The 21,609-nt window shown below is 58.4% G+C and carries 16 protein-coding genes and 1 pseudogene; 8 read left to right on the forward strand and 9 right to left on the reverse strand.

All coding sequences use genetic code 11. The features are described from left to right. Positions 1 to 52 precede the first annotated feature (52 nt). The gene (locus ACB030_RS14505) at positions 53 to 1,414 is read left to right on the forward strand and encodes a sodium-dependent transporter (protein ID WP_371160719.1); all 1,362 of its coding nucleotides are present in this window, start codon (positions 53 to 55) and stop codon (positions 1,412 to 1,414) included. 70 nt (positions 1,415 to 1,484) lie between these two features. On the opposite strand, the gene ACB030_RS14510 is transcribed toward ACB030_RS14505, so the two are convergent. Together ACB030_RS14510 and ACB030_RS14515 are read right to left on the reverse strand one after the other, a co-directional pair. Further along, positions 1,485 to 2,348 (reverse strand): patatin-like phospholipase family protein, encoded by an 864-nt coding sequence (locus ACB030_RS14510; protein WP_371160721.1) that lies wholly within the window; start codon positions 2,346 to 2,348, stop codon positions 1,485 to 1,487. A gap of 33 nt (positions 2,349 to 2,381) precedes the next feature. Beyond that, positions 2,382 to 3,938, reverse strand: a complete 1,557-nt coding sequence (locus tag ACB030_RS14515) for a diguanylate cyclase (RefSeq protein WP_371160723.1) — start codon at positions 3,936 to 3,938, stop codon at positions 2,382 to 2,384. Between the two features lie 210 nt (positions 3,939 to 4,148). Between ACB030_RS14515 and ACB030_RS14520 the strand changes: the two genes are divergently transcribed. The 3 genes from ACB030_RS14520 (at position 4,149) to ACB030_RS14530 (ending at position 10,990) form a co-directional block, all read left to right on the forward strand. Next, positions 4,149 to 5,201, forward strand: a complete 1,053-nt coding sequence (locus tag ACB030_RS14520) for an efflux RND transporter periplasmic adaptor subunit (protein ID WP_371160725.1) — start codon at positions 4,149 to 4,151, stop codon at positions 5,199 to 5,201. After that, the gene (locus tag ACB030_RS14525) at positions 5,201 to 8,338 is read left to right on the forward strand and encodes an efflux RND transporter permease subunit (protein ID WP_371160727.1); all 3,138 of its coding nucleotides are present in this window, start codon (positions 5,201 to 5,203) and stop codon (positions 8,336 to 8,338) included. Before ACB030_RS14520 ends, ACB030_RS14525 begins: the two co-directional genes overlap by 1 nt. A 213-nt stretch (positions 8,339 to 8,551) precedes the next feature. After that, positions 8,552 to 10,990 (forward strand): YgiQ family radical SAM protein, encoded by a 2,439-nt coding sequence (locus ACB030_RS14530; protein ID WP_371160729.1) that lies wholly within the window; start codon positions 8,552 to 8,554, stop codon positions 10,988 to 10,990. A 169-nt stretch (positions 10,991 to 11,159) separates the two neighbouring features. On the opposite strand, the gene ACB030_RS14535 is transcribed toward ACB030_RS14530, so the two are convergent. Together ACB030_RS14535 and ACB030_RS14540 are read right to left on the reverse strand one after the other, a co-directional pair. Then, entirely contained in the window at positions 11,160 to 11,675 is a 516-nt protein-coding gene (locus ACB030_RS14535; RefSeq protein ID WP_371160731.1) for a TIR domain-containing protein, read from the reverse strand. Positions 11,676 to 11,708: 33 nt separating this feature from the next. Continuing rightward, a complete protein-coding gene (locus ACB030_RS14540) occupies positions 11,709 to 12,545 on the reverse strand; it encodes a macro domain-containing protein (RefSeq protein ID WP_371160733.1) in 837 nt (278 codons plus the stop codon). Positions 12,546 to 12,838: 293 nt separating this feature from the next. Here ACB030_RS14540 and ACB030_RS14545 point away from each other — a divergent pair. After that, positions 12,839 to 13,030, forward strand: a pseudogene (locus ACB030_RS14545) (integrase core domain-containing protein); the annotation flags it as partial. 73 nt (positions 13,031 to 13,103) lie between these two features. Here the strand turns inward: ACB030_RS14545 and ACB030_RS14550 are convergent. From ACB030_RS14550 to ACB030_RS14570, 5 genes are all read right to left on the reverse strand, one after another. After that, positions 13,104 to 13,718 (reverse strand): hypothetical protein, encoded by a 615-nt coding sequence (locus ACB030_RS14550; RefSeq protein ID WP_371160735.1) that lies wholly within the window; start codon positions 13,716 to 13,718, stop codon positions 13,104 to 13,106. Positions 13,719 to 13,805: 87 nt separating this feature from the next. Then, positions 13,806 to 14,201, reverse strand: coding sequence for a hypothetical protein (locus tag ACB030_RS14555; protein WP_371160737.1), 396 nt, complete (start codon positions 14,199 to 14,201; stop codon positions 13,806 to 13,808). Positions 14,202 to 14,722: 521 nt separating this feature from the next. Continuing rightward, positions 14,723 to 15,556, reverse strand: a complete 834-nt coding sequence (locus ACB030_RS14560; RefSeq protein ID WP_371160739.1) for a hypothetical protein — start codon at positions 15,554 to 15,556, stop codon at positions 14,723 to 14,725. Between the two features lie 2 nt (positions 15,557 to 15,558). Further along, positions 15,559 to 17,139: a hypothetical protein gene (locus ACB030_RS14565; protein WP_371160741.1), complete on the reverse strand. Its 1,581-nt coding sequence runs from the start codon at positions 17,137 to 17,139 to the stop codon at positions 15,559 to 15,561. 32 nt (positions 17,140 to 17,171) lie between these two features. Beyond that, entirely contained in the window at positions 17,172 to 18,725 is a 1,554-nt protein-coding gene (locus ACB030_RS14570) for an OmpA family protein (RefSeq protein WP_371160743.1), read from the reverse strand. Between the two features lie 668 nt (positions 18,726 to 19,393). Between ACB030_RS14570 and ACB030_RS14575 the strand changes: the two genes are divergently transcribed. From ACB030_RS14575 to ruvC, 3 genes are all read left to right on the forward strand, one after another. Then, positions 19,394 to 19,633 carry a hypothetical protein gene (locus ACB030_RS14575; protein ID WP_371160745.1) on the forward strand — a complete coding sequence of 80 codons (240 nt, stop codon included), beginning with the start codon at positions 19,394 to 19,396 and terminating at the stop codon, positions 19,631 to 19,633. A 63-nt stretch (positions 19,634 to 19,696) separates the two neighbouring features. After that, positions 19,697 to 20,605: a Gfo/Idh/MocA family protein gene (locus ACB030_RS14580; protein WP_371160747.1), complete on the forward strand. Its 909-nt coding sequence runs from the start codon at positions 19,697 to 19,699 to the stop codon at positions 20,603 to 20,605. Between the two features lie 263 nt (positions 20,606 to 20,868). Beyond that, positions 20,869 to 21,390: a crossover junction endodeoxyribonuclease RuvC gene (gene ruvC, locus ACB030_RS14585; protein WP_025327806.1), complete on the forward strand. Its 522-nt coding sequence runs from the start codon at positions 20,869 to 20,871 to the stop codon at positions 21,388 to 21,390. Positions 21,391 to 21,609: the final 219 nt, after the last annotated feature.

Here is a 21,609-nt window from a genome sequence, read left to right on the forward strand (position 1 = left end):
GAAAATTCCGACCCTTTAATTTCAGGCCCCTGATCCACAAAGCGAGACACGCATGAGCAATACCCTTCCCAAGGCCAGAGATGGCTTTACCAGCACCTTCGGCGTGCTTGCCGCGACCCTGGGCTCGGCGGTCGGCCTTGGCAACATCTGGAAGTTTCCCTATCTGACCGGGGAGAATGGCGGCGCCGGTTTTCTGCTGGTCTATGTCATCGCCACCCTGCTGGTGGGGCTGCCTGTGATGATCTCGGAGATCATGCTGGGGCGTCAGGCGAAATCCGATGCGGTGAGCGGGCTCATCAAGCTGGCGCCCAAGGGGCAGCCCTGGTGGCTGATCGCGGCCATGGGGGTGACGGCGGCCTTCCTCATCATGTCGTTTTACTCCGAAGTGGCGGCCTGGGTGTTTGCCTATATCTTCAAGTCAGCCAGCGGCGAGATCCTCTCGACCGATCCCGCCGTCACGGGCGCGGCCTTCAATGCGCTCATCACTGATCCCTTGCAGAGCCTGCTGTGGCAGTGGCTGGTGCTGGCGCTGATGGGGGGCATATTGCTGATGGGGGTGTCGAAGGGGATAGAAGCGGTCACCAAGCGGTTGATGCCGGTGCTCTTCATCCTGCTGCTGGTGATCGGCATTCGCAGTCTGACCCTGCCCGGGGCGAGCGAGGGGCTGCGTTTCCTGTTCTCCCCTGATTTTTCCAAGGTCACCGCCGGCGTGGTGCTGACGGCCATGGGGCTGGCCTTCTTCAAGCTCTCCATCGGCATGGGCTGCATGATGACCTATGGCAGCTACTTTCGGGACGATCAGCACATTCCGCTCACCACGGTTCGGGTAATGTGCGCCGATCTGTTCGTCTCCATGCTGGCGGGGATCGCCATCTTCCCGGCGGTGTTTGCCTTCGGCTTCGAGCCGACCGCCGGCCCCTCCCTGCTGTTCATCACCATTCCTGCGGTGTTTGCCAGCATACCGTTCGGCCACCTCTTCATGGTGCTGTTCTTCGTGCTCTCCGCCATCGCGGCCACGGGGGCCATGCTCTCCATTCTGGAAGTGCCGGTCTCGGTGCTCTCCGAGCGTTTCCACATGAGCCGAAGAAGGGCGACGCTTATCAACCTGCTGGTGCTGGGGGCGGTCGGGTCGACCTGCGCGCTCTCCAACAGCACCCTGGCGGACGTGCAGATAGCCGGCAAGACCTTCTTCGATCTGTTCGACTTCGTCTCTTCCAATGTGTTGATGCCCCTTGGCGGTATCTTCCTCTGCCTGTTCGTGGGCTGGGTCTGGGGCTTCGAGCGGATGAAGGCGGCGCTGACCAATGGGGGCGAGCTGGAGCTGGCCATCCTCAAGCCGCTGTTCTTCATCATCCGCTACGTGTCGCCACTGCTCATCCTGATCGTCATGCTCAAGGGGCTGGGGCTGTTCTGACCTCTCGGTCCGGACAGCAAAAGAGCGCCTAGTGGCGCTCTTTTTCATTGGCGTTGCTTCAGGGGTGCCGTCAGAGCAGGCCGAGTCGGGAGAGCTCCTCCTTGAGCTGGTCCAGGTTGCGCTCGACGCAAGCCTCCCCCTCGTTGATGGCATCGCTGGCGCGGTGGAAGTCCATGATGGAGAGGCTGCCAAGGCGCGGACAGAGCTGGATCTCGGGGGGATCCCCGGCCATGCGGGCACGGGTGATACGCTCCTGCATGATGTTGATGGAGCCCGTCATCACCCCCCACATGCCGGGAGTGCTGGGTTCTCCCCGGTTCAGCCACTGACTGAACCTGTTGCCTGTGACGGGCTCGTCCGGCTCGTCGGTCCAGGGTTGATGCAGGTCTGTGTTGAGGTTGACGGCGATCACCACCTCGGCCCCCATGGCCCGGGCCAGGGAGATGGGGACAGGGTTGACCACGGCGCCATCCACCAGCCAGCGGTCGTCAACCCGGGTCGGGGTCAGAATGCCGGGCATGCCGCAGGAGGCGCGCACGCACTGGCGCAGTGGCCCCTCTTGCAGCCAGATCTCGCGGCCGGTATCGAGCTCGGTGGCGACGCAGGCGAAGGGCAGCGGCAGGCTCTCGATGGCGGGATCGCCGAGGTGGCTGGCGGCGATGCCAAACACCTTGTCACCGCGGAACAGGCCGCCAGAGAGGGCGGGATCGAGCAGCCCCATCACCTGCAGGCGGCTGAAACCGCGCACCCAGGACTCCAGCTTGTCCAGCTCGCCGGCGGCATAGGCGGCGCCGACGAAACTACCGATGGAGCAACCTGCCACCAGATCCGGTTTGACTCCGAGGCGCTCCAGCGCCCGTATGATACCTATGTGCGCCCATCCTCGGGCGGCGCCGCTGCCAAGGGCCAGGCCAAGGCGGGGTTTTCGTGCCACTGTGCGTCTCCTGCTGTGAGTTGGGGGTCCAGCTTACTCCTGCTTTTTCTGTGCGTCACCCTGCCAGCCTTCGCTGCGATTGCGGCCATTGGCCTTGGCCTCATAGAGGGCGAGATCGGCCCGGCGGATGACTTCCTGCAGGCGAACGTCGGGGCCCTGGCGGCAATGACCCAGGCTGACGGTCACCCTCAGCTCGGGGGCTATCTCGGTCCAGGGATGTTCGGCAATGCGCAGCCGCAACTGCTCGGCAAGCTGAGCCAGGGGGAGATCCTTGTCTGCGACCAGCAGCAGAAATTCCTCGCCGCCCCAGCGGATCAGGGTGCAGCCCCGGGTCAGCAGGGGCTGGCAGAGCTCGACCAGGCGGATCAGCACCTGATCCCCCACCCCGTGACCGAAGCGATCGTTGACCAGCTTGAAGTGATCGCAGTCGAACATGATGGCACCTATGTGGCGGGTGCCCGCCAGGATATGGCGGCGCTCGAAGGCATCGAAGTGGTGGCGGTTGAAGGCGCCGGTCAGCGCATCATGGCTGGAGAGGTAGTTCAACCGACGGTTGAGACGGCGGGATCGCAGGCTGGAGAAGATGGCCACCACCAGGCAGAGCAAGGTGAGCAGCGCCGTCGCCGATTGCCACAGCAGCATCTGCAGCAGGGGCAGCAGCGCGATGCGGTGGATCAGGGTGAGTGGTGTAGCGGGAATGGGGTAGACGAGCTGCAAGGCACTCTGCTGCCAGTGATATCCTTCCCGCGAGGCTTCCCGGGCCAGAGGCGGCGCCGTGCCGGACTGGCTGCTCGCCAGGATCTGCTGGTGCTGATTGACCAGAAACAGAGTGCCAATCTGGGGGGCTAGGCGGCGCAGTGTCTGCTCCAGGGTGCGGGTCTGAATGTCGATGCTGAGCAGGCCGATGATCTGGCCACCCTGGGTGATGGGCTGGGACAGGGTGATCATCTGCCCTCTGCCGGCAAAATCCTGATAGGGGCGTGACAACATGGCGCGCTCTGACGGCGGATGCCGGGCCAGTGCCTCCTGCCAGTAAGACTTGTGGTAGATGGTGGGGTCAAAGCGGAACTGGCTGGAGGGTACCCAGGGGTAGAGATAGATGAAGTTGTCGGTACCGGTGAAGTAGATCCAGGCCACGTCCTCGTCGAGCAGCTTGCTGGCAGTGGCGAGCAGGGGAGAGAGGCTGAGGGCGAGATGCATCCTCGCCTCCCGTTCGCTGTCGCCACGGGGCAGCGGGCTCAGCCCGGTCAGGTTGCCGATGAGGGCGGGCGGCAGCTCGACGGGGATGCGATCCAGATTGATGCCGTGCTCCCCATCGACCTGCAGCGCCTGATAGAGCTGGCGAGAGAGCACTGACTGGGGGTTGCTGCGCAGCCGCTCCTCCGCCTGGCCGCGCATGGCCTCCAGAAAGGCCCCCATCCGCTGATGCTGATTGCTGAGCTGGGCCGCGGCATTGATGACGTCGCGTCTGTTCAGCTCGGTGACCTGGCGAAAAGTGTGTTGCAGGGCGAGCAGCAACAGCAGCAGACTCAGGCTCAGCAGCAGCCACTGCAAACGATATTTGGCGAAGGCACGGGGCAATGTGGGCATGGGGCACCGGGAAGATGACTGGGTCGGCACATCAGTGTAAGGCAGAAAAAATCCACAGTCTCAGCTGGGTGTGATTTTGATGATCTTCCACCCGGGCTGTTACGTTTTGTCACATTTATACATAGTCACGGCATAGTCAGGGGGTAACATGGTGTCATCATTGATGAAGTTTCCTCTTCTCCTTCTCTCTTACCTTGCATGGATTGTCTGATGAAAATGCGCGTATGGCTGTGGCTTGTTCCTCTTCTCCTGCTGCTGGGGGCTGGCGCCTGGTCTCTCCGGCAGGCTGAACCCGCCAGCAAACCCGAGCCCAGACAGGTCAACATCAGGGCGGAAACGGTCAGGCAGAGCCTGGCCGAGCCCTCCATCAAGCTGGTCAGCAAGCTGGCGGCCAATCGCTCCGTGGTGGTCAGTCCCGAGGTCACGGGTCGCATCGTCAGGATTGCGGTGCGCTCCGGTCAGCAGGTCAAGCAGGGGCAGACCCTGATCGCCCTGGATGCGGGCAAGCAGCAGGCCGAACTCGCCGAGCAGAGCGCCAGCGTACGCGACGAGAGCCGCAAGCTGCGGGACATGCGCCGCCTGGTGGCGCGCGGTGCCATCACCACCTCCGAGCTGGAAGGGCAGGAGGCGACCGTGGCCCAGGCCCAGGCCAGGGTCGACGCGGCGCGCTATGAGCTGTCGTTACGCACCCTGGCGGCCCCCTTCGACGGCACCGTCAGCCTGATCGATCTCAGCGAAGGGGCCCTGGTCAACAGCGGTGACGTGCTGCTTCACCTGGACGAGCTGGCCAGATTGCGGCTCGATCTGGCGGTGCCGGAGCGCTACCTCTCCCTCCTCAAACCCGGCATGACGGTGACCGCCACCAGCTCGGCCTGGCCGGATCAATCCTTCGCCGGCGTATTGGAGACCCTGGACAGCCGCGTTTCCAACGATACCCAGAACATCAAGGCGCGGGTCATACTTCCCAACCCGGACGGCCAGCTGCGGCCCGGCATGCTGATGAACGTGGAGCTCGAACTGCCTGCCCAGAAGATGACCCTGATCCCGGCCCAATCGGTGGAGTATGCGGGGGAGCTTCGCTTCGTCTACCGCCTGGAGGCGGACGGCCGGGTGAAACGCATTCCGGTGGAGCTGGGCGACACCCATGGCGAGGAAGTGTGGGTGCTCAAGGGGCTGAACGTCGGCGATCGCATCGCGGTGGAGGGGCTGGTCAACCTGCGTGACGGCGTCCTGGTCCGTGATCTGACCGAGGTGAAAGGCTGATGTGGCTCTCCGATATATCTGTTCGTCGCCCCCTGGTGGCGGTGGTCATCAGTGCCTTGCTCACCGTATTCGGCCTGGTGGCTTTCAGCAAATTGACGGTGCGGGAGATGCCGGACGTCCAGACGCCGTCCGTCTCCATCACCACCACCTATGAGGGGGCCGCCCCCGAGGTGATGGAGAGCCAGGTCACCAAGCCCATCGAGGATCAGCTCTCCGGCATCAGCGGCATCAAGAACATCAACTCGGTGACCCGCAAGGGGCGCTCCTCCATCACGGTGGAGTTCAAGCTCGGCTGGAACATGCTGGAGGGCACCTCGGATGTGCGTGACGCCATCTCCCGTGCCAGACCCAGGCTCCCGGACGAGGCGGACGAGCCCATGGTCACCAAGGACAACGGCAACGGCGACGTGGCCATCTGGCTCAACTTCAGCAGCACCCAGATGGACCGCACCGCCATGACAGACTACGTCAACCGCATGCTGGTCGACACCCTGAGCCTGGTGGACGGGGTGAGCGAAGTGATGCTCTCCGGTGATCTTGCCCAAGTCATGTATGTGCGGCTGCGCCCCGCCGAGATGGCGGCCCGCGGCATCTCGGTGGCCGACGTGCAGGATGCCCTCAAGCGGGAGAACATAGAGCTGCCAGGGGGGGAGATCCGCAACAACAGCATGACGATGGCGGTGCAGATCGCCCGCCTCTACCACAGCGCCGAGGATTTTCGCGCCCTGCCGGTGAAGACGGCCGTCAATGGCCAGAGCATCTACCTGGCGGACATCGCCGACGTGGAGGTGGGGGCCAAGAATGAAGACAGCGCCTATCAGCGCAACGGCCGCGAGAGCTTAGGCATTGGCATAGTCGCGCAATCCACCGCCAACCCCCTGGCGGTGGCCCAGGGCATAGAGCGCAAGATGACAGAGATGCAGCGCTTCCTGCCGGAAGGCGCCACCCTGGAGGTGGACTACGACTCCACCGTCTTCATCAAGCAGGCCATCGACGAGGTGTACGAGACGCTGGCCATCAGCGCAGTGCTGGTGGTGGCCGTGCTCTACCTCTTCCTCGGGCAGGGGCGCACCACCCTCATTCCTGCCATCACGGTGCCGGTGTCGCTCATTTCGGCCTTCATCGGCGCCTGGTATCTCGGTTTCTCCATCAACCTCATCACCCTGCTGGCGCTCATTCTCGCCATCGGCCTGGTGGTGGACGACGCAATCGTGGTGGTGGAGAACATCCACCACCATCTGCAGCGAGGGGAATCCCCCCTGATGGCGGCCTGGCACGGCACTCGGGAGGTGGGCTTTGCCGTGGTGGCCACCACGGCCGTGCTGGTGATGGTGTTCGTGCCCATCGCCTTCATGGAGGGCATGGTGGGGCGGCTCTTTACCGAGTTTGCGATCCTGCTATCGCTCGCGGTGCTCTTCTCCTCCCTGGTGGCGCTCACCCTGACCCCGGCCATGGGCTCCTGGCTGATGCGCACCGTCGACAAGCCCAATGCCATGACGGCGGCGCTGGACCGGGGGCTCGGCCGGGTGGAGGTACTCTATCGCCGGTTGCTGGGCGCCGTGCTGCGCCGATCCGTCTGGATGCCGCTGGTGCTGCTGCTCTGCCTCGGCGGCATCGGCGCCCTGTTTGGCAAGCTGCCCGCGAGCCTGACCCCCACCGAAGATCGGGGAGTCATCTATGTGTTCGTGAAAGGGGCCGAGGGCACCAGCATAGAGCGGATGAAGCGCAACATGCAGCAGGTGGAGGCCGCCATCATGCCGCTGCTCGGCAAGGGGGTGGTGCAGGCCATGAGTTTCAGCACTCCGGCCTTCGGGCGCGGCGGCGATCAGACCGGCATGGTCATCATCCAGCTCACCGACTGGGCGGTGCGGGACGAGACCGCCACCGAGTTTGGCCGCAGCTTGAGCGGGCGGCTGGCCGGCATTCCGGATGTGATGATCCGCACCTTCCAGCCCGGATTCAGGGGGGGCTCCACCGCCGCCGTGCAGTTCGTGCTGCAGGGCTCCGACTATGGGGAGCTCTATCAGCAGGGGCTGGCGCTGCAACAGGCCGCCGGCCAGAGCGGGCTGATGCTGACCCCGGATCTCGACTACGCCGAGAAGACCCCTGAGCTGCAGGTGACCATAGAGCGGGAGCGGGCCAGCCAGCTCGGCATTCCTGTCTCCACCGTGGCGAGCTCGCTTCAGGCCCTGCTCGGCGGCGTCAGCCAGACCACCTATGTGGACAGGGGGGAGGAGTATGACGTCTACCTGAGGGCCAACCAGACCCAGTTCAACGGCATCTCGGATGTCAGCCGCATCTATCTCAAGGCCGCCAATGGCGAGATGGTGAGCCTCTCCACCCTGGCCACCGTCACCCAGGTGGCGAGCCCGCAGCGGCTCAACCACTACCAGCGCCAGAAGGCCATAGCCCTCACCGCGGACGTGGCCCCAGGACACACCCTGGGGGAGGCGCTCGACTTCCTCGATGGCTGGGCAGGGGAGCATCTGCCGAGCGGCATGACGGTGGATTACGCCGGTGAGTCCAAGGATTATCGCGACAATCAGGGGGAGATGGTGATGGTGTTCGGCCTCGCCCTGCTGGTGGTCTATCTGGTGCTGGTGGCCCAGTTCGAGAGCCTGCTGACCCCGACCGTGGTGATGGTGACAGTGCCGCTCGGCATCTTCGGCGGCCTGCTCGGCCTCTGGCTGACGGGACAGGAGCTCAGCATCTACAGCCAGATAGGGATGATCATGCTGATCGGCATGGTGACCAAGAACGGCATCCTCATAGTGGAGTTCATCAACCAGCTGCGCCAGCGGGGGGAATCCTTCGAGGAGGCCATCATAGCCGCCTCGGTGCGCCGTCTGCGGCCCATCCTGATGACCTCCCTCACCGCCATCATAGGCGCCGTGCCGCTGATGGTCTCCATGGGGGCGGGGTATGAGAGCCGGATGGCTGTGGGAACCGTGGTCTTCTTCGGGCTCTCCTTGGCGACCCTGGTCACTCTGCTGATAGTGCCGGCCATCTATCACCTGATCGCCAGACGGGCGGGAATGACGGGGGCGCGGGATCAGCTGGTGGACGAGGCGCTGGCTGCGGGAACAGCCCCGGACGTAGAGGCCGCCCCTGAGAGCCGGGACAAGCCGGCGGCCTGAGCGGCCAGGCTGAAGCCGTTGGATTGAGAAGGGCGCCTGCGGGCGCCCTCTTTGTCGGCCCGCTGTCGGCGCTGCCTGCCGCCGTGGCGGCGGTGCGCCTCGCTTCATCGGCGGCAGTGCCTTATCCCTCTGGGTTTATGGGGGCAAAAAGCCATCGCCCCCGCCTTGCTCTGCCGGTATAATGCGCGACCCGAATTGTTCCAGGTGTTCAAAATGCAGCCGGTTACCCACCTTTTCTCCTATCCCCGCTACTGGGCCGAGTGCTACGGCACGGCGCCTTTCCTGCCCATGTCCAGAGCGGAGATGGACAAGCTCGGCTGGGACAGCTGTGACATCGTCCTGGTGACCGGTGACGCCTATGTGGATCACCCGAGCTTCGGCATGGCGGTCATAGGCCGCATGCTGGAGTCCCAGGGCTTTCGGGTCGGCATCATCGCCCAGCCGGACTGGTCATCCAAGGATGACTTTATGCGCCTGGGCAAGCCGAACCTCTTCTACGGGGTGACCGCGGGCAACATGGACTCCATGATCAACCGCTACACCTCCGACAAGAAGCTGCGCCACGACGACGCCTACACCCCTGGGGATGTGGGCGGCAAGCGGCCGGACAGAGCCACTCTGGTCTACACCCAGCGCTGCAAGGAGGCCTTCAAGGAGGTCCCCGTGGTCATCGGCGGCATAGAGGCATCGCTGCGCCGTATCGCCCACTACGATTACTGGTCCGAGACCATACGCCGCTCCATCCTGCTGGACGCCAAGGCCGACATCCTCATCTATGGCAACGCCGAGCGGCCGCTCATCGAAGTGGCGCACCGCATCGCCAACGGCGAGACCATAGAGACCATGCAGGACATTCGCGGCACCGCCGTGATCCGCAAGGAGCCGCTGCCGGGCTGGCGCGGGGTGGATTCCAGCAAGCTGGATCAGATTGGCCGCATCGATCCCATCATGAATCCCTATATGGAAGGGGCGCCCTGCTCGGATGACGAAGGCACGGCGCCGGTGGAGCAGGAGGCCAAACCCATACTGGTGCAGCCGCCGAAGCAGAAACCCTGGGAGAAGACCTACGTCAAGCTGCCGGCATTCGAGCGGGTGAAGGAAGACAAGGTGCTCTACGCCCATGCGTCCCGCATCCTGCACCACGAGACCAACCCGGGCTGTGCCCGCGCGCTCTCCCAGGCCCACGGCGATCGCATCATCTGGGTCAACCCGCCTGCCTTCCCGCTGGAAACCGACGAGATGGACGGCGTGTTCGGCCTGCCTTATCAGCGGGTGCCGCACCCGGCCTATGGCAAGGAGAAGATCCCGGCCTACGAGATGATCAAGACCTCGGTCAACATCATGCGTGGCTGCTTCGGCGGCTGCTCCTTCTGCTCCATCACGGAGCACGAGGGGCGCATCATCCAGAGCCGCTCGGAAGAGTCGATCATCAAAGAGATCGAAGAGATCCGCGACAAGGTGCCGGGCTTCACCGGCGTCATCTCGGATCTCGGCGGCCCCACCGCCAACATGTACAAGCTGCGTTGCAAGAGCCCCAAGGCCGAGCAGACCTGTCGCCGCGCCTCCTGCGTCTGGCCGACCATATGCCCGCACATGGACACCGACCATACCCCCACCATAGATCTCTATCGCAAGGCGCGGGATGTGAAGGGCATCAAGAAAATCCTGATCGCCTCCGGCGTGCGCTACGACATAGCGGTGGAAGATCCGCGCTACATCAAGGAGCTGGCCAAGTACCACGTCGGCGGCTACCTGAAGATCGCCCCTGAACACACCGAGGAGGGCCCGCTCTCCAAGATGATGAAGCCGGGCATGGGCAGCTACTACAGCTTCAAGGAGCTGTTCGACAAGTATTCCAAAGAGGCGGGCAAGCAGCAGTACCTGATCCCCTACTTTATCTCGGCCCACCCGGGCACCACGGATGAAGACATGGTGAACATGGCGCTCTGGGTCAAGACCAACAGCTTCAAGCTGGATCAGGTGCAGAACTTCTACCCGTCGCCGCTCGCCAACGCCACCACCATGTATTACACCGAGAAAAACCCCCTCAACAAGGTGAGCCGCCAGGGTGGGGATGTGTTCGTGGTGAAAGGGGAGCGTCGCCGCCGCCTGCACAAGGCGCTGCTGCGCTACCACGATCCGGCCGGCTGGCCCATGATCCGCGAAGCCCTGCTGGAAATGGGCAAGGGCCACCTTATCGGCAACGGCCCCAACTGCCTGGTGCCACCGGAAGGGCGCGGCGAAGCCAAGGCCGAGCGCAGCCGGAGCAAAGGCCTCAAGCCTGCCCTGACCCGCCACAGCGCCATCACCCATCAGCGCAGCAATGGGGCTGGCAACAAGGCCACTGGCGGTAAGGGTGCAGGCGTGCAAGGGGTCGCCGCCTCCCAAGGCAAGGCTCGCAGCGACACCCCTGCCGCCAGCAAGGGCGGCAAGGCGGGCAATGGCAAGCCGGTCGGCTCCCAGCTCAGCAAAGGGGCTGGCAACGGCAAACCCGCCGCTCAAGGGGCAGCTCAAGGCAAACCGGCTGGCAAACCCGCCCATAAGGGCAAGGCCCCGACCCGTGCTGGCTCCGCCAAGCCGGGTGCCAAACCCGCCGTTCAAGGCGGCAAGCCTGCGGCTAAAGGCAATAGTGCCAAGCGACCGGCTCGGTGATATTTGCTGATTTGGAAAGTGATAGAAATAAAAAAGCGACCGGATGGTCGCCTTTTTATTTTTTATTTTTTATTTTTTATAATTAATTCGAGAAATATGGCATAGATTTTAGACCTATGTCAGGCGATAACTAGAACTGTAAAATTTAGACAGATATACCACGTCAATATCATCCATTAAAAGCTGCTTTTACGGCTTCATAATCCCAGAAGAATTGTCCATCTCTGTAATAACACATAGGAACATGTGTCCCAACATCCCTTAGTGATTCAGGACATTTAGACTTATTTACAGATGCTGCATTGTAAAGCACTATAATTTTAAGCCCATCTTTAATTGCTTTGTCGCATTCATAGTCAATATAACTACGGAGATCTACTGTATACGCCTTAGCACAATGACTTGTCCAACTATTGTAACTACTACAATATTGACAACTGCCACTTATAACATATTTTGTGTTATTCCCCACAATTAACACAAATGTCTTTGAGGCATTTAATCGAGTGGCGAGAGATTTTTTTATTGTGCAATTTAAACTATTATCTCTAGCTTGTGTTAGATCGTGTGCATCGGTGAAAGATAGACTCCAGTTTTTACTATTATTCCACAAATGTAATCTCTGGATCGCATCCTGATCTCCATCCCATTCACCTGCGAGGTATGTTTTTGTACGATAAACCATTACTCATCACTCCTTTGCTCACCCAAGGAAAGTTCACAATCCATTTCTTGCTGATTGAAGATCAAATAAATTTATTCTATCAACTTTGTCTTTATGAACAACAATAGTTAATTTAGCAGGGTGTGTAAAACGCATTTCACTAATCCTGAACGTCCAGAGCATAATTTTCAACAAATCTTCATCGTTAATATTTTTATGTTCTTTTATTCTAGTTATACCAGAGCCAAAAATTGGGACCGAAACGCTTTGTTGTGCATAGACACGATTGACTCGATCCCAAAAATTAATTAAAAAACTAAGATACTCAGGCATTGTTAAACGGGCTTCATTATGTTCATTAAATTTCGAGAATGCCGTCAACAAATAATCATCCCAAACACAAATCGTTCCCAATTCGTATTTTTGTTTCTTCCCTAACAATCGACTATGATTAACATCAGCAACATCCTCTCTTGCAAAGGCGTACTGTGCTATATGCTTATCAAGATCCATCACTGAGCAAGACATTTTCCTTGTGATGAAAATCCCATTAAGGCTACGATGAGCAATAATTATGTCATCTACTTGAGTGTCGAAGTATTCATTAAAGGCGATTGCCTTAAGGCCACGTTCAGAAAAAATATCCCCTGTCTTAATTGTTACGGTACTACCGTCGACAGATAGATCAATAGACTTGAGCTTGTTAGCTCTATACCATATGAAAAAATAAATAAAAATTAAAATAACAACCCAGGTAAAACCTGCAAGGCTCTTGCATTCTTTTGGTATTTCCCAAAACAAAACAATTGCAGCAATACCAGCATTGATACCTGATGCATATTTAAAAAACTCATCTCTGACTTTCTTGTCAAAAAAGTCGACTTTCAACATACTTTCCGATCCTTTTAAAAAGAGGATTCTGGGACACCCACCTTTTCTGTATGAGGTATATCACCACCAAATCCCACGCTACCGCCCGTGGATGACAGCTTCCAATATGCTCCTTTGGCCAATATGGGCAGCAATCCATCGCGGTTCAACAGGTTCTGGATGGCCATGGTAAGCCAAACGAAACTGCTTATGCGAGCATCAGAAGTGATACAACCATCAGAAAGTTATCGTTTTTTGAACTGCGTCATCAAAGCGTTTAAGCAGGTGCTGCCGAAATCTGGGACATCCATCTTTTTGGTATCAAAGGGCGAACAACTTGGTATGAGTCGGTGGAGCAGATGCAGACAGACCTGGACAGCTATCTGGAACACTACAACAACCAGCGGCCACATCAGGGCAGGATGATGGAGGGACAGACTCCCTACAGCATGTTCAAGAAGGGTCTGAAATTGATACCGAAGGAAGTGCGCACTAAAGTAGCGTAAACAAGACACCGGCTTGAGGCCGGTGTCAGGTGATAACGAGATCTGTACAACTGGCGCATAGTTGATTGACTCGTTAGATTGCATCATGAGGCAATTGAAACTCCTTTCGAAACTCAACACCTCTTATATCAGCTAAGTATTCCTCACAAGAAAATGAGGTTGCGTAGGCTAGATTATATAAAAAAATCATATTATTGTAATTAATGTCAAAATCTAGTTCTGCTGACGAATGCGCTGCATGGGCGATATCATTCCTTGTTGCTAGAATGTTCTTTAGCATATTGTTAACCTCGTGCTCATTTCTTCCGCATCTAGCCCAAGATTCAGTAACATTTGGAATTCCTATATTCTTTTTGAATATTTGTTTTATGTTGTCTTTGTTTGGCGTTGAAAAAGCTCTAATGGATTCCGATAGGTTACTTTTAAGTAGTGTTACTACAAGTTTATTACTGTTTTCTTCCTCTGTCAGCGCTCCAAATATCCATTCTAGTTGATCTTGTATATAAACTTGCCAATACGCTACTAGGTGTAAATGGTATGTTTGGTTTAAAAACCAAATCTTGTATCCTTTCTTGTTTATATCCATTTTTTCAAGATCTTTCTGAATAATCTGGATTGATTTTATTCTCACAAGGTTTTTGCTAAATAACATCAATGGTGTTTTTCTTAAGTCAATCTTGAATTCCATATCTTACTTCCAGAGAAATCTAACGATTACAAAAACTGGGACATCCACCTTTCTGGTACTAGCGGTGCGAGCATTTAGAAGCAGTTGCTATACTGCTACTGAAGATATCTTCTTCGCAATAATGGTTACACCTTCGGTATAGCTATACCCATAACCATAACTATAACAAGTGTCTGCGGTATTCATGTGAGCACTGAATTTGCCTACCTTATAATTATATGCCCCTGATGTTATGGGCTGTATGGCAATCACCTCATAACCTTCGCGGTTTAATTTTTCTACTGCTGTACTAATGTCATTGGAAAGACATTCACCATCTATTTCGTGATCTGACCAGCCAGTTTGTTGCCATTCTTTCTTTTTAACTGTTACCTCTTTCTCTCCGCCAAAAAAGCCTTTCGTTATTTCTCCGGTAGATACTTTTACGGTTACTTCTTCTCCAATTGGCTTAAACTTGGCTTTGACGTAAATAACTTTGTTCAAGATTGACTCCTAAGCTATAACAGTGATTGTATGGAAGATAATAGTAATCTGATGATAAAGCGTTTCATATAACTCTAAAATGTCCTAATAGCAGCTATAAAAACTATTTTACATTAAAATTCAACCAGGCGACTTCTGATACTGAATACATCTTACAGAATTTCCTTTGGATCCCTTTTTGTCCTCGAGCAACAATATACTCAAGGAACAATAATGGAAAGTTCCACCAAGCCTATTTTTCTTGAACAGGCTTGGATTGTGATCGAGGCGACACATCACATGGTGAAGTTGCCGGGTCGTAGGACGGTGAGTCAGGATGTATTGTGTATGAAATGATCTCGGTTTAGTGCCAGAGAAAGAAATCTAGGACACCCACCTCTTGCTCACATCATCAACCCTGATACCAGGCGGCTGGCACGCCGATATCCCAGATTGGGCAGCGATGGAAATAACAAGGGCGACCAGTTGGTCGCCCTTGTGTCATAGGATGGGAGCCGCGAGGCTCACCTTGAATATCACTCTTATTGCAAATCCGTGCTCAGGCTGGGGGCACCGAAGTTCACCAGGCTGGCATGGGAGTGCTCGAAGTACTGTGACCAGAAGTCACCGAGTGCATCCATGGTCTTGCCGGAACGATAGGCGTGTTTCACCGCGTCGGTCACCAGTCCGGCCCCCGTGACATAGACACGAGCCCCTTGCAGATCGGCAAACAGTCCCTTGCTCTTGGCCTGTTTGAGCTCGTCACCGACATTGAGCTGCTTGATCTTGTTGGTGGCATAGAAGCTGGTGTAATCGGAGTGTTCCAGCATGTCCGAAATAAGGAACACGACCCGATCGTTGACGCCTTGCTCGGCCTTCATATCCTCGCCCACCTTTCGCAGCGAGTTCATTATCTCGCTCTTGGGGATGTCCTGGCGGGCGTCACGCAGCGCTTTCACGAACTGTTTGCCAAAGCCGTTACGAAAGACTTTGGTCTGTGTTGCCAGGCAGGTGTCCAGACTGCGCAATTTGCGCATGCTGACATCGTCCCGGATCTCTCCGTTCAGCGGCATATCCAGTTGCCCCGCGTAGGCCAGGCGAAGGTATTCGCCTGGCAGGAAGGCGGAGAAGGTATAGAGCTTGACACGATCCCCGGCCTGCACGAAACGTTCGATCTGCCCCCAGCTGCTGCGTTGCAGATCGTCGGGCATCGGAATGGTCTGGTCGATGATGACCACCAGCTCGCGGCCCGTGCCCGAGGGCTTGATGTCGGTCAGGCCATTGCGCTCATAGCAGCTCTGTATGTCGTTACGGTCGGCGGCCAAGGCTGCGCAAGGCAGCGTCAACGCCAGTAGTAATACCTGGGTGATCTTCACGGTTAGGCACTCTGCTTGGTGGGGAAGAGACCCAGAGTCTTGAGGGCCATCTGCTGTTCACGGATATCGCGCAACTGCGCTTCGTCCACCCCCAGTGCCCGACTGGCCGCAGCCAGGCTCTCTTCGGGCAGGCCAGTGACATCATGGAAATCGGCGGCCTTGACGACAGTGCCGGCCTGGCCGGGGGCATCTGAGGTGGACGGGCGCGCCGCCTCTGCCTGAGCAACTGCCGGTTGCACGGCAGGCGCCGGCTCGGCTTGCGCAGTCTGTGTTGCCTGAGGCGCCGCCTGAGGGGCAGGCTTGGGTGGTACCGCGCCCGCCTTGTACTCGATAAAGGCCAGGAAGTTACGATGGGCGGATTTTTCCCCTTCCAGCGCACCCAGCACACCTGAGTTGGTATGGTCACGGCTCGACAACAGGGTCTGCAAGCGGCGGAGCTTGTCATCGGCATGACTGGCAATGGCGGTGCGCTGCTGGTCCATGGCGTCCAGCATCTCCTCGGCGGTCGCGTATTCGTGCGTCAGACGCCAGGCAGTCTGCGAGTGAGTACCGGCAAAGTGGTATTTGCTGGCAAGCCAGATGCTGATCCCCTGGATGGCGATGTAGATGAGCGACAGCATGACGTAGGTGGTCAGGCTGGCCTCACGGATGGCCTGCATCTTGTCGTCTATGGTGGCCTCTTCCGCCTCGCTGTTGATGGCCTGGGACTCCTCCGGCAGATCGAAGGGCGACGCCATGCTGCTGTCACTCTGTGACGTTGTTTCTGCACGCATGTTGTTCACCATCTCGGTCTCTATGCTGTCGAGGGTGGCTGAACGCACCACGAAGGCACCCACAGCCATGCAGGCAACAAACGAAGCACAGACAATCAGCCAGACAAACTTGCGGGTCACCCCCGAGTTCACATCTTTCAGACGCGCCAGCAGCTGTTCATAGTCAGGCTTGTCAGAGTCCGAGAAGGAGTCTTCCAGATTGATGGCCTTGTTTGCCTTGAGGGTACGAGAGCGCTTGGAAGGCTCTTCCCCTTGCCACCAGTGGCGGGCGCGGGCGATCAGGCTGTTGTGATGCAGGGAGTGCCCGGCCACTTCGGCCAGGAAGGCGGATGCGACGGCGAGCAGCAGTGCCGTCGCGGCTGCCAGCAGGTGACGGTCATTGGTTGACGCGTCCATGTTCATCCAGCCTGCGAGCACGTAGGCAAACCCCATTGCCTCGACCAGCACCAGTACCAGCACCAGGGCAAGCACCCATGCCGGGCGCGGGGAGCGACCTGCCTCTCCGGCCTTGGCCAGGTAGTCGAGGGAGGCGTTGTAGGCATCCGTTCCCTTTATATGCTTCTTGTATTCGCGGTAATACACATTCGACAGGGTCACTTCATGGTTGATCCAGCCATCACCATCGACCGAGGCGGGCTTGCGCGCGAGGCGAGCCACAGTGCCGATCAGAGGCAGGCTATGCCATACCCGGATCAGGAAGTAGGAGACATTCTCCCAATGTCGCCACACCACAACGGCGCTGATGAGGAATGAAACAATGCCAACGGTCAGCATCTGGTTGGCGAGGATCAGCGCTTTGAGCGCTGCCAAAGAAAAGTCTTCCACTAAGTTTCTCCGTTTTCTTATTTGGAATGGGTGGCGGGAATGGGCATGTAGGAAGCCACATAAGCCTCGGAACCTGCCGGATAGAACAGGGCGCCCTGGCTTACCTTGGCGTTACCTTTACTGAACACGAGATCCATGCAGGAGACGGGCGCCTTGGGATCGCTGGTGAAGACGCGGTAAAGCACTTCACTCTCGCCCTCGTAGGTGTTGGCCACCGCCTTGAGGGTTTGGGCCTTCTTCTTGCTTGAGGATTGGTAGCCCTGAACAACTTGCAGGATCGGCTGGCGATCGACCTTGGCGTTATCCCGCAGGATGGAAACCGGAGAGACTGTCACCAGGTGGCCGTTGACGGTATTGGCCCAGACGCGGTTGTTGTAGCCGGGCATGTACTCCTTGGTGGCATGGCGTGGGAGCGGCTTGTCGTCTGCCATGCTCAGCACCTGGCCCGCACTGCGCGGCTTATCCGCCTCACAGCTCGACATCGGCATGTCGCTCGCGTAGGCGCTGCTGATCAGTGCAAAGCCGCTCGCCTTGGGCTTGATGTTCTGGGCCATGTTCCACTGGTAGGTACCGGCAGGCTTGCCGCCGAAATCCACCGCTGCCTTGGCGTTGGGTACGGCCTTGGCCGTGCTGGTGTCAGGTGCGCTCTGTTTGGCTGTGGCTTGAGGAGTGGCTTGCGACCTGGCCGCCACCTTGCTTGCACTGCTTGCGGACTGGGCGGCGGGTTTGGCCGCAGCCACACGGGGCTTGGCCGCATCGGAAGCGCCATAACGCAGATATCGGGTGTTGCCCTCTTCGGACTGAGCCCGCATCACCAGGGCCTGCTCGTTGGCGAGTTCAACGATCTCGACCCGGCGATTCTGACCGCGCAGCAAGGGGTCACTGTTGTCTGCGATGGGGCGCGAAGAGCCCGCTCCTTGGTAATAGATGGAGCTGGCCGGGATCCCCGCTTTTACCAGGACCTTGCCGACAGCCCTGGCCCGTTGCTCGGACAGTTTCAGGTTGAATTCTGCAGGGCCGGTCGCATCGCTATGACCTACCAGGAGAATGCGGCGCTCTTGACGCTCAGCGGATGCCTCGGCTTGAGTGGCTGCAGGGGGGGTGGCATACACCTGAGCCAGTTTGGTCACCACCCGTTGACCGCTTTCCGTCAGCTGATCAGAACCAATGGCGAACATGCCCGAATCGGGTATCTGGGCAACCAGCCCCGCATTCTGGGGCACATTGGTCGCCACCGCAGGTTCGGCAAGGGTCAGCTGTTCTGTGGTGATCTTGAGATTCTCTTCCTTCGCGATACGGTCAAGCTCTTGCAGCCGGGACTGCCACACATAGCCTGCCGCGCAGCCCAGCACGCCGCCGATGGCCAGCCCTGCGACGGCCCCTTTTTCCCCGTTAAGAGCGTAACCCGCAGCCCCACCTGCGATCATGCCTGCGCCGCAGAGCACGGGCATACCATAATCTTTGCCGATGTCATTGACCGTCGATTTGAAACTCTGCATCTGCTGAGAGCTGCAGCCAACGGCAGCAATCAATACACAGCTGAGGGGCGCAAGACGAAACGATTTATCCATAGCTATTCCTTGCCATTCTTATTTAATGCCGAGATTCAGGCATGCAAAAAATGCGCAGAGAAAGTGATCTCTCAATACGCGGTAAAATAATCGACGATTATTGACATGAAAGGCATTAGTGGTGAGTTTTTGAATATCAGCCCACAACGCGCTCATTCTCGTAAATAACGGCTTCCTGTTTGCCCTATTTGTCAGCAGAGGCCATCGCCCATGCCGTTCAATAGGTATCGAGTGGCAATGATAAGCCAAACGAGGCTGATCAAGCGAGTGCAAAAGTGATGCAAGCATCAGAAAAACATCGTTTTTTAAATTATGTTGCCAAGTTGTTTCTTTCTCGGTAATAAAGGCGGCGAGTGGCTGTCAGGCTGCCTCTGAGGGGGAGATCTGCCGTTGTGTCCTATTGGGTCGCGGCACGGCAAGAGGGAGAACAGGAGATGGCATCTGGCGTTATTATCGCGATGCGTTGGCGAAAAAATACGCATCAACAGGATAAAACACGGCATTGATCGCAGTTGGTGAATTAATTATCGAGAGGGGCTGTTTGGCGGTGGCGGCGTTGCTATCTTGTGCTGCTAAATAATATCGATAATGAGAGCGGCCGGATGCTTGCCTCTCTTGTTAATCCTTCACGAACACGTCGGCAGGCTTATCTGCATTGGGAGAGATAGATGGCGGTTAAGGTCAGATCCAGAAGAGAGAAGATTGGCAGCGGGCTCGGGCTGGTGCTCGGGATCATTGCCTTCAACCTCATGGTGCCCCTGCTGTTTGAGAAGCAGGCGAGCTTTGATTTCAACCAGCTGCTCTGGGCTGTGGTCAGCGCCATGCTCTGCTCCGAGCTGGGGGCCAGAGTGGGCAAATGGCTGGATGCCAGAGAGCAGGCCAAGGGATTGGGGAAAGAGCTCGAATAGAAAGCTCTCTATAGAAAGGCCGGATGTTACCCTGTGCCATCGCACTCATGACAAGGAGTTCCCATGCGCATTGCCTTGATTGGCCTCGGTGATATCGCCCAGAAGGCCTATCTGCCGCTGCTCGCGAGTGACGAGCGGATCACCCCGATGCTCTGCACCCGTAGCCCGTCTGTGCTGAACAAGCTGGCCCGCCAGTACCGGATCGCCGAGTGCTTTACCGAGGTGGATGCGCTGCTCGGGAGCCGCCCGGACGCCGTGATGATCCACGCCGCCACCGCCGTGCATGGCAAACTGGCAGAGCAGTGCCTGCGCGCCGGCATCCCCACCTTTGTCGACAAGCCGCTCTGCTTTAGCTACGCCGAGGTGGAGGCGCTCGCCAACCTGGCCATGGCGCAGGATTGCCCGCTCTTTGTGGGCTTCAACCGCCGTTATCTGCCCGCCATGAGCGCGGCCCGCGGCCAGCCGCTCACCGAACTCCACTGGCAGAAACACAGGCATGCCCTGCCGGGGCTGCCGCGCCAGTTCCTGTTCGACGACTTTATCCATGTGCTCGACAGCCTCTGCTGCTATGGCGGCATGCCAGGCGGGGAGCTGCATGCGGTAATGAGGCGCAGCAGTCAGCAGCCCGGGCTGCTGGTCGGGGTGAGCGTCGCCTGGCAGAGCGGCGACTGCGCCGTGAGCGGCAGCATGAACCGCAGCGCCGGTCTCACCGAGGAGCGCATCGATGCCTATGGGGACAACCTCTCCCTGCATATCGAGAACTGCACCCGGGGCACCCTGGCCAAAGGCAAGGTGGTGCAGACCCTGGCCCCCGACGATTGGCAGCCGGTGCTGGCGAGCCGGGGTTTTGTCGCCATGCTGGCCCACTGGTATCAGCAAATTGAAACGGGCAAGGCAGATGGGGCGCTTGTCGAGAGCTATCTGCACAGCCACCGTCTGGCGGAGCGACTGGTTGAGCTGGCGGGGGAGTGAGCCCGGCTCGCCCTTCCCACGGGCCGCCGATGGAGTGCAGGGGTGAGAAAACAACCAGACTACTGTACAAGATGACGCATCCCTGCGCGGTTGACAGGGGAGGGCGCCGCCGTGCGAGCCAAGGGGGCGCTTGTTTGCTATCTTGGCGCCCATGAAAGACCTGCAGAGCAACAGAGTGTGATGAGCAACGTTTCGCAAATGGCGCCGGGTTTTCCACGGGCCTGTGATGAGCGCCCGGTCGCGGCGGACAGGGTGATCCCTTCATGAGCATTATTCTGGGCATAGACCCCGGTTCGCGGATCACCGGATACGGCGTCATCCGCATCGTCGCGGGCAAGGCGGAGTATCTGGGCTCGGGTTGCATTCGCACCGACCTGGGCGAGCTGCCGTCTCGCCTCAAGCAGGTGTATGACGGGGTGAGCGAGATCATCACCCAGTTCAAGCCCGATGACTTTGCCATCGAACGGGTCTTCATGGCCCGCAATGCGGACTCGGCGCTGAAGCTGGGTCAGGCGCGGGGCAGCGCCATAGTGGCGGCGGTCAACGCCCTGCTGCCGGTGAGCGAATACTCGGCGACCCAGATCAAGCAGGCGGTGGTGGGCACGGGCGGGGCGGCCAAGGAGCAGGTACAGCACATGGTGACCCATCTGCTCAAGCTCTCTGCTACCCCCCAGGCGGATGCGGCGGATGCCCTCGGGGTGGCGCTCTGTCACTTCCACACCCGCCAGAGCCTCATCAAGATGGCGGGACGTGCCACCGGCTCGGTGCGTGGCCGTTACCGCTGATCCCTGACGGGCTCTGGGAGGACGCCCATAGCGCCTGGCACCACCCTGTTGCCAGGCGTGCTGTTCTCAAAAGCGCTGATTGGGTCACAAGCTGTCGCACGGTCAGGGGGGACTCTGATGAGAAGTGGGGGCGACGCAGGTGCGGAAGCTCCCGCCGAATCAACAACTTGTGACGCACATCACACATTTTGCGTAAATAAAGCCGGCTTCGTCTTACTC

The organism is Aeromonas sp. S16(2024) (genome assembly GCF_041403065.1).
In the GTDB taxonomy this organism is placed as follows: Bacteria; Pseudomonadota; Gammaproteobacteria; order Enterobacterales; family Aeromonadaceae; genus Aeromonas.

What these genes read in the sequence shown, in the direction of transcription:
- ACB030_RS14505 (WP_371160719.1), top strand. Translation starts at nt 53, where the DNA reads ATGAGCAATACCCTTCCCAAGGCCAGAGATGGCTTTACCAGCACCTTC.
- ACB030_RS14515 (WP_371160723.1), bottom strand. Translation starts at nt 3,938, where the DNA reads ATGCCCACATTGCCCCGTGCCTTCGCCAAATATCGTTTGCAGTGGCTG.
- ACB030_RS14550 (WP_371160735.1), bottom strand. Translation starts at nt 13,718, where the DNA reads ATGGAATTCAAGATTGACTTAAGAAAAACACCATTGATGTTATTTAGC.
- ACB030_RS14525 (WP_371160727.1), top strand. Translation starts at nt 5,201, where the DNA reads ATGTGGCTCTCCGATATATCTGTTCGTCGCCCCCTGGTGGCGGTGGTC.
- ACB030_RS14540 (WP_371160733.1), bottom strand. Translation starts at nt 12,545, where the DNA reads ATGTTGAAAGTCGACTTTTTTGACAAGAAAGTCAGAGATGAGTTTTTT.
- ruvC (WP_025327806.1), top strand. Translation starts at nt 20,869, where the DNA reads ATGAGCATTATTCTGGGCATAGACCCCGGTTCGCGGATCACCGGATAC.
- ACB030_RS14520 (WP_371160725.1), top strand. Translation starts at nt 4,149, where the DNA reads ATGAAAATGCGCGTATGGCTGTGGCTTGTTCCTCTTCTCCTGCTGCTG.
- ACB030_RS14580 (WP_371160747.1), top strand. Translation starts at nt 19,697, where the DNA reads ATGCGCATTGCCTTGATTGGCCTCGGTGATATCGCCCAGAAGGCCTAT.
- ACB030_RS14530 (WP_371160729.1), top strand. Translation starts at nt 8,552, where the DNA reads ATGCAGCCGGTTACCCACCTTTTCTCCTATCCCCGCTACTGGGCCGAG.
- ACB030_RS14535 (WP_371160731.1), bottom strand. Translation starts at nt 11,675, where the DNA reads ATGGTTTATCGTACAAAAACATACCTCGCAGGTGAATGGGATGGAGAT.
- ACB030_RS14575 (WP_371160745.1), top strand. Translation starts at nt 19,394, where the DNA reads ATGGCGGTTAAGGTCAGATCCAGAAGAGAGAAGATTGGCAGCGGGCTC.
- ACB030_RS14570 (WP_371160743.1), bottom strand. Translation starts at nt 18,725, where the DNA reads ATGGATAAATCGTTTCGTCTTGCGCCCCTCAGCTGTGTATTGATTGCT.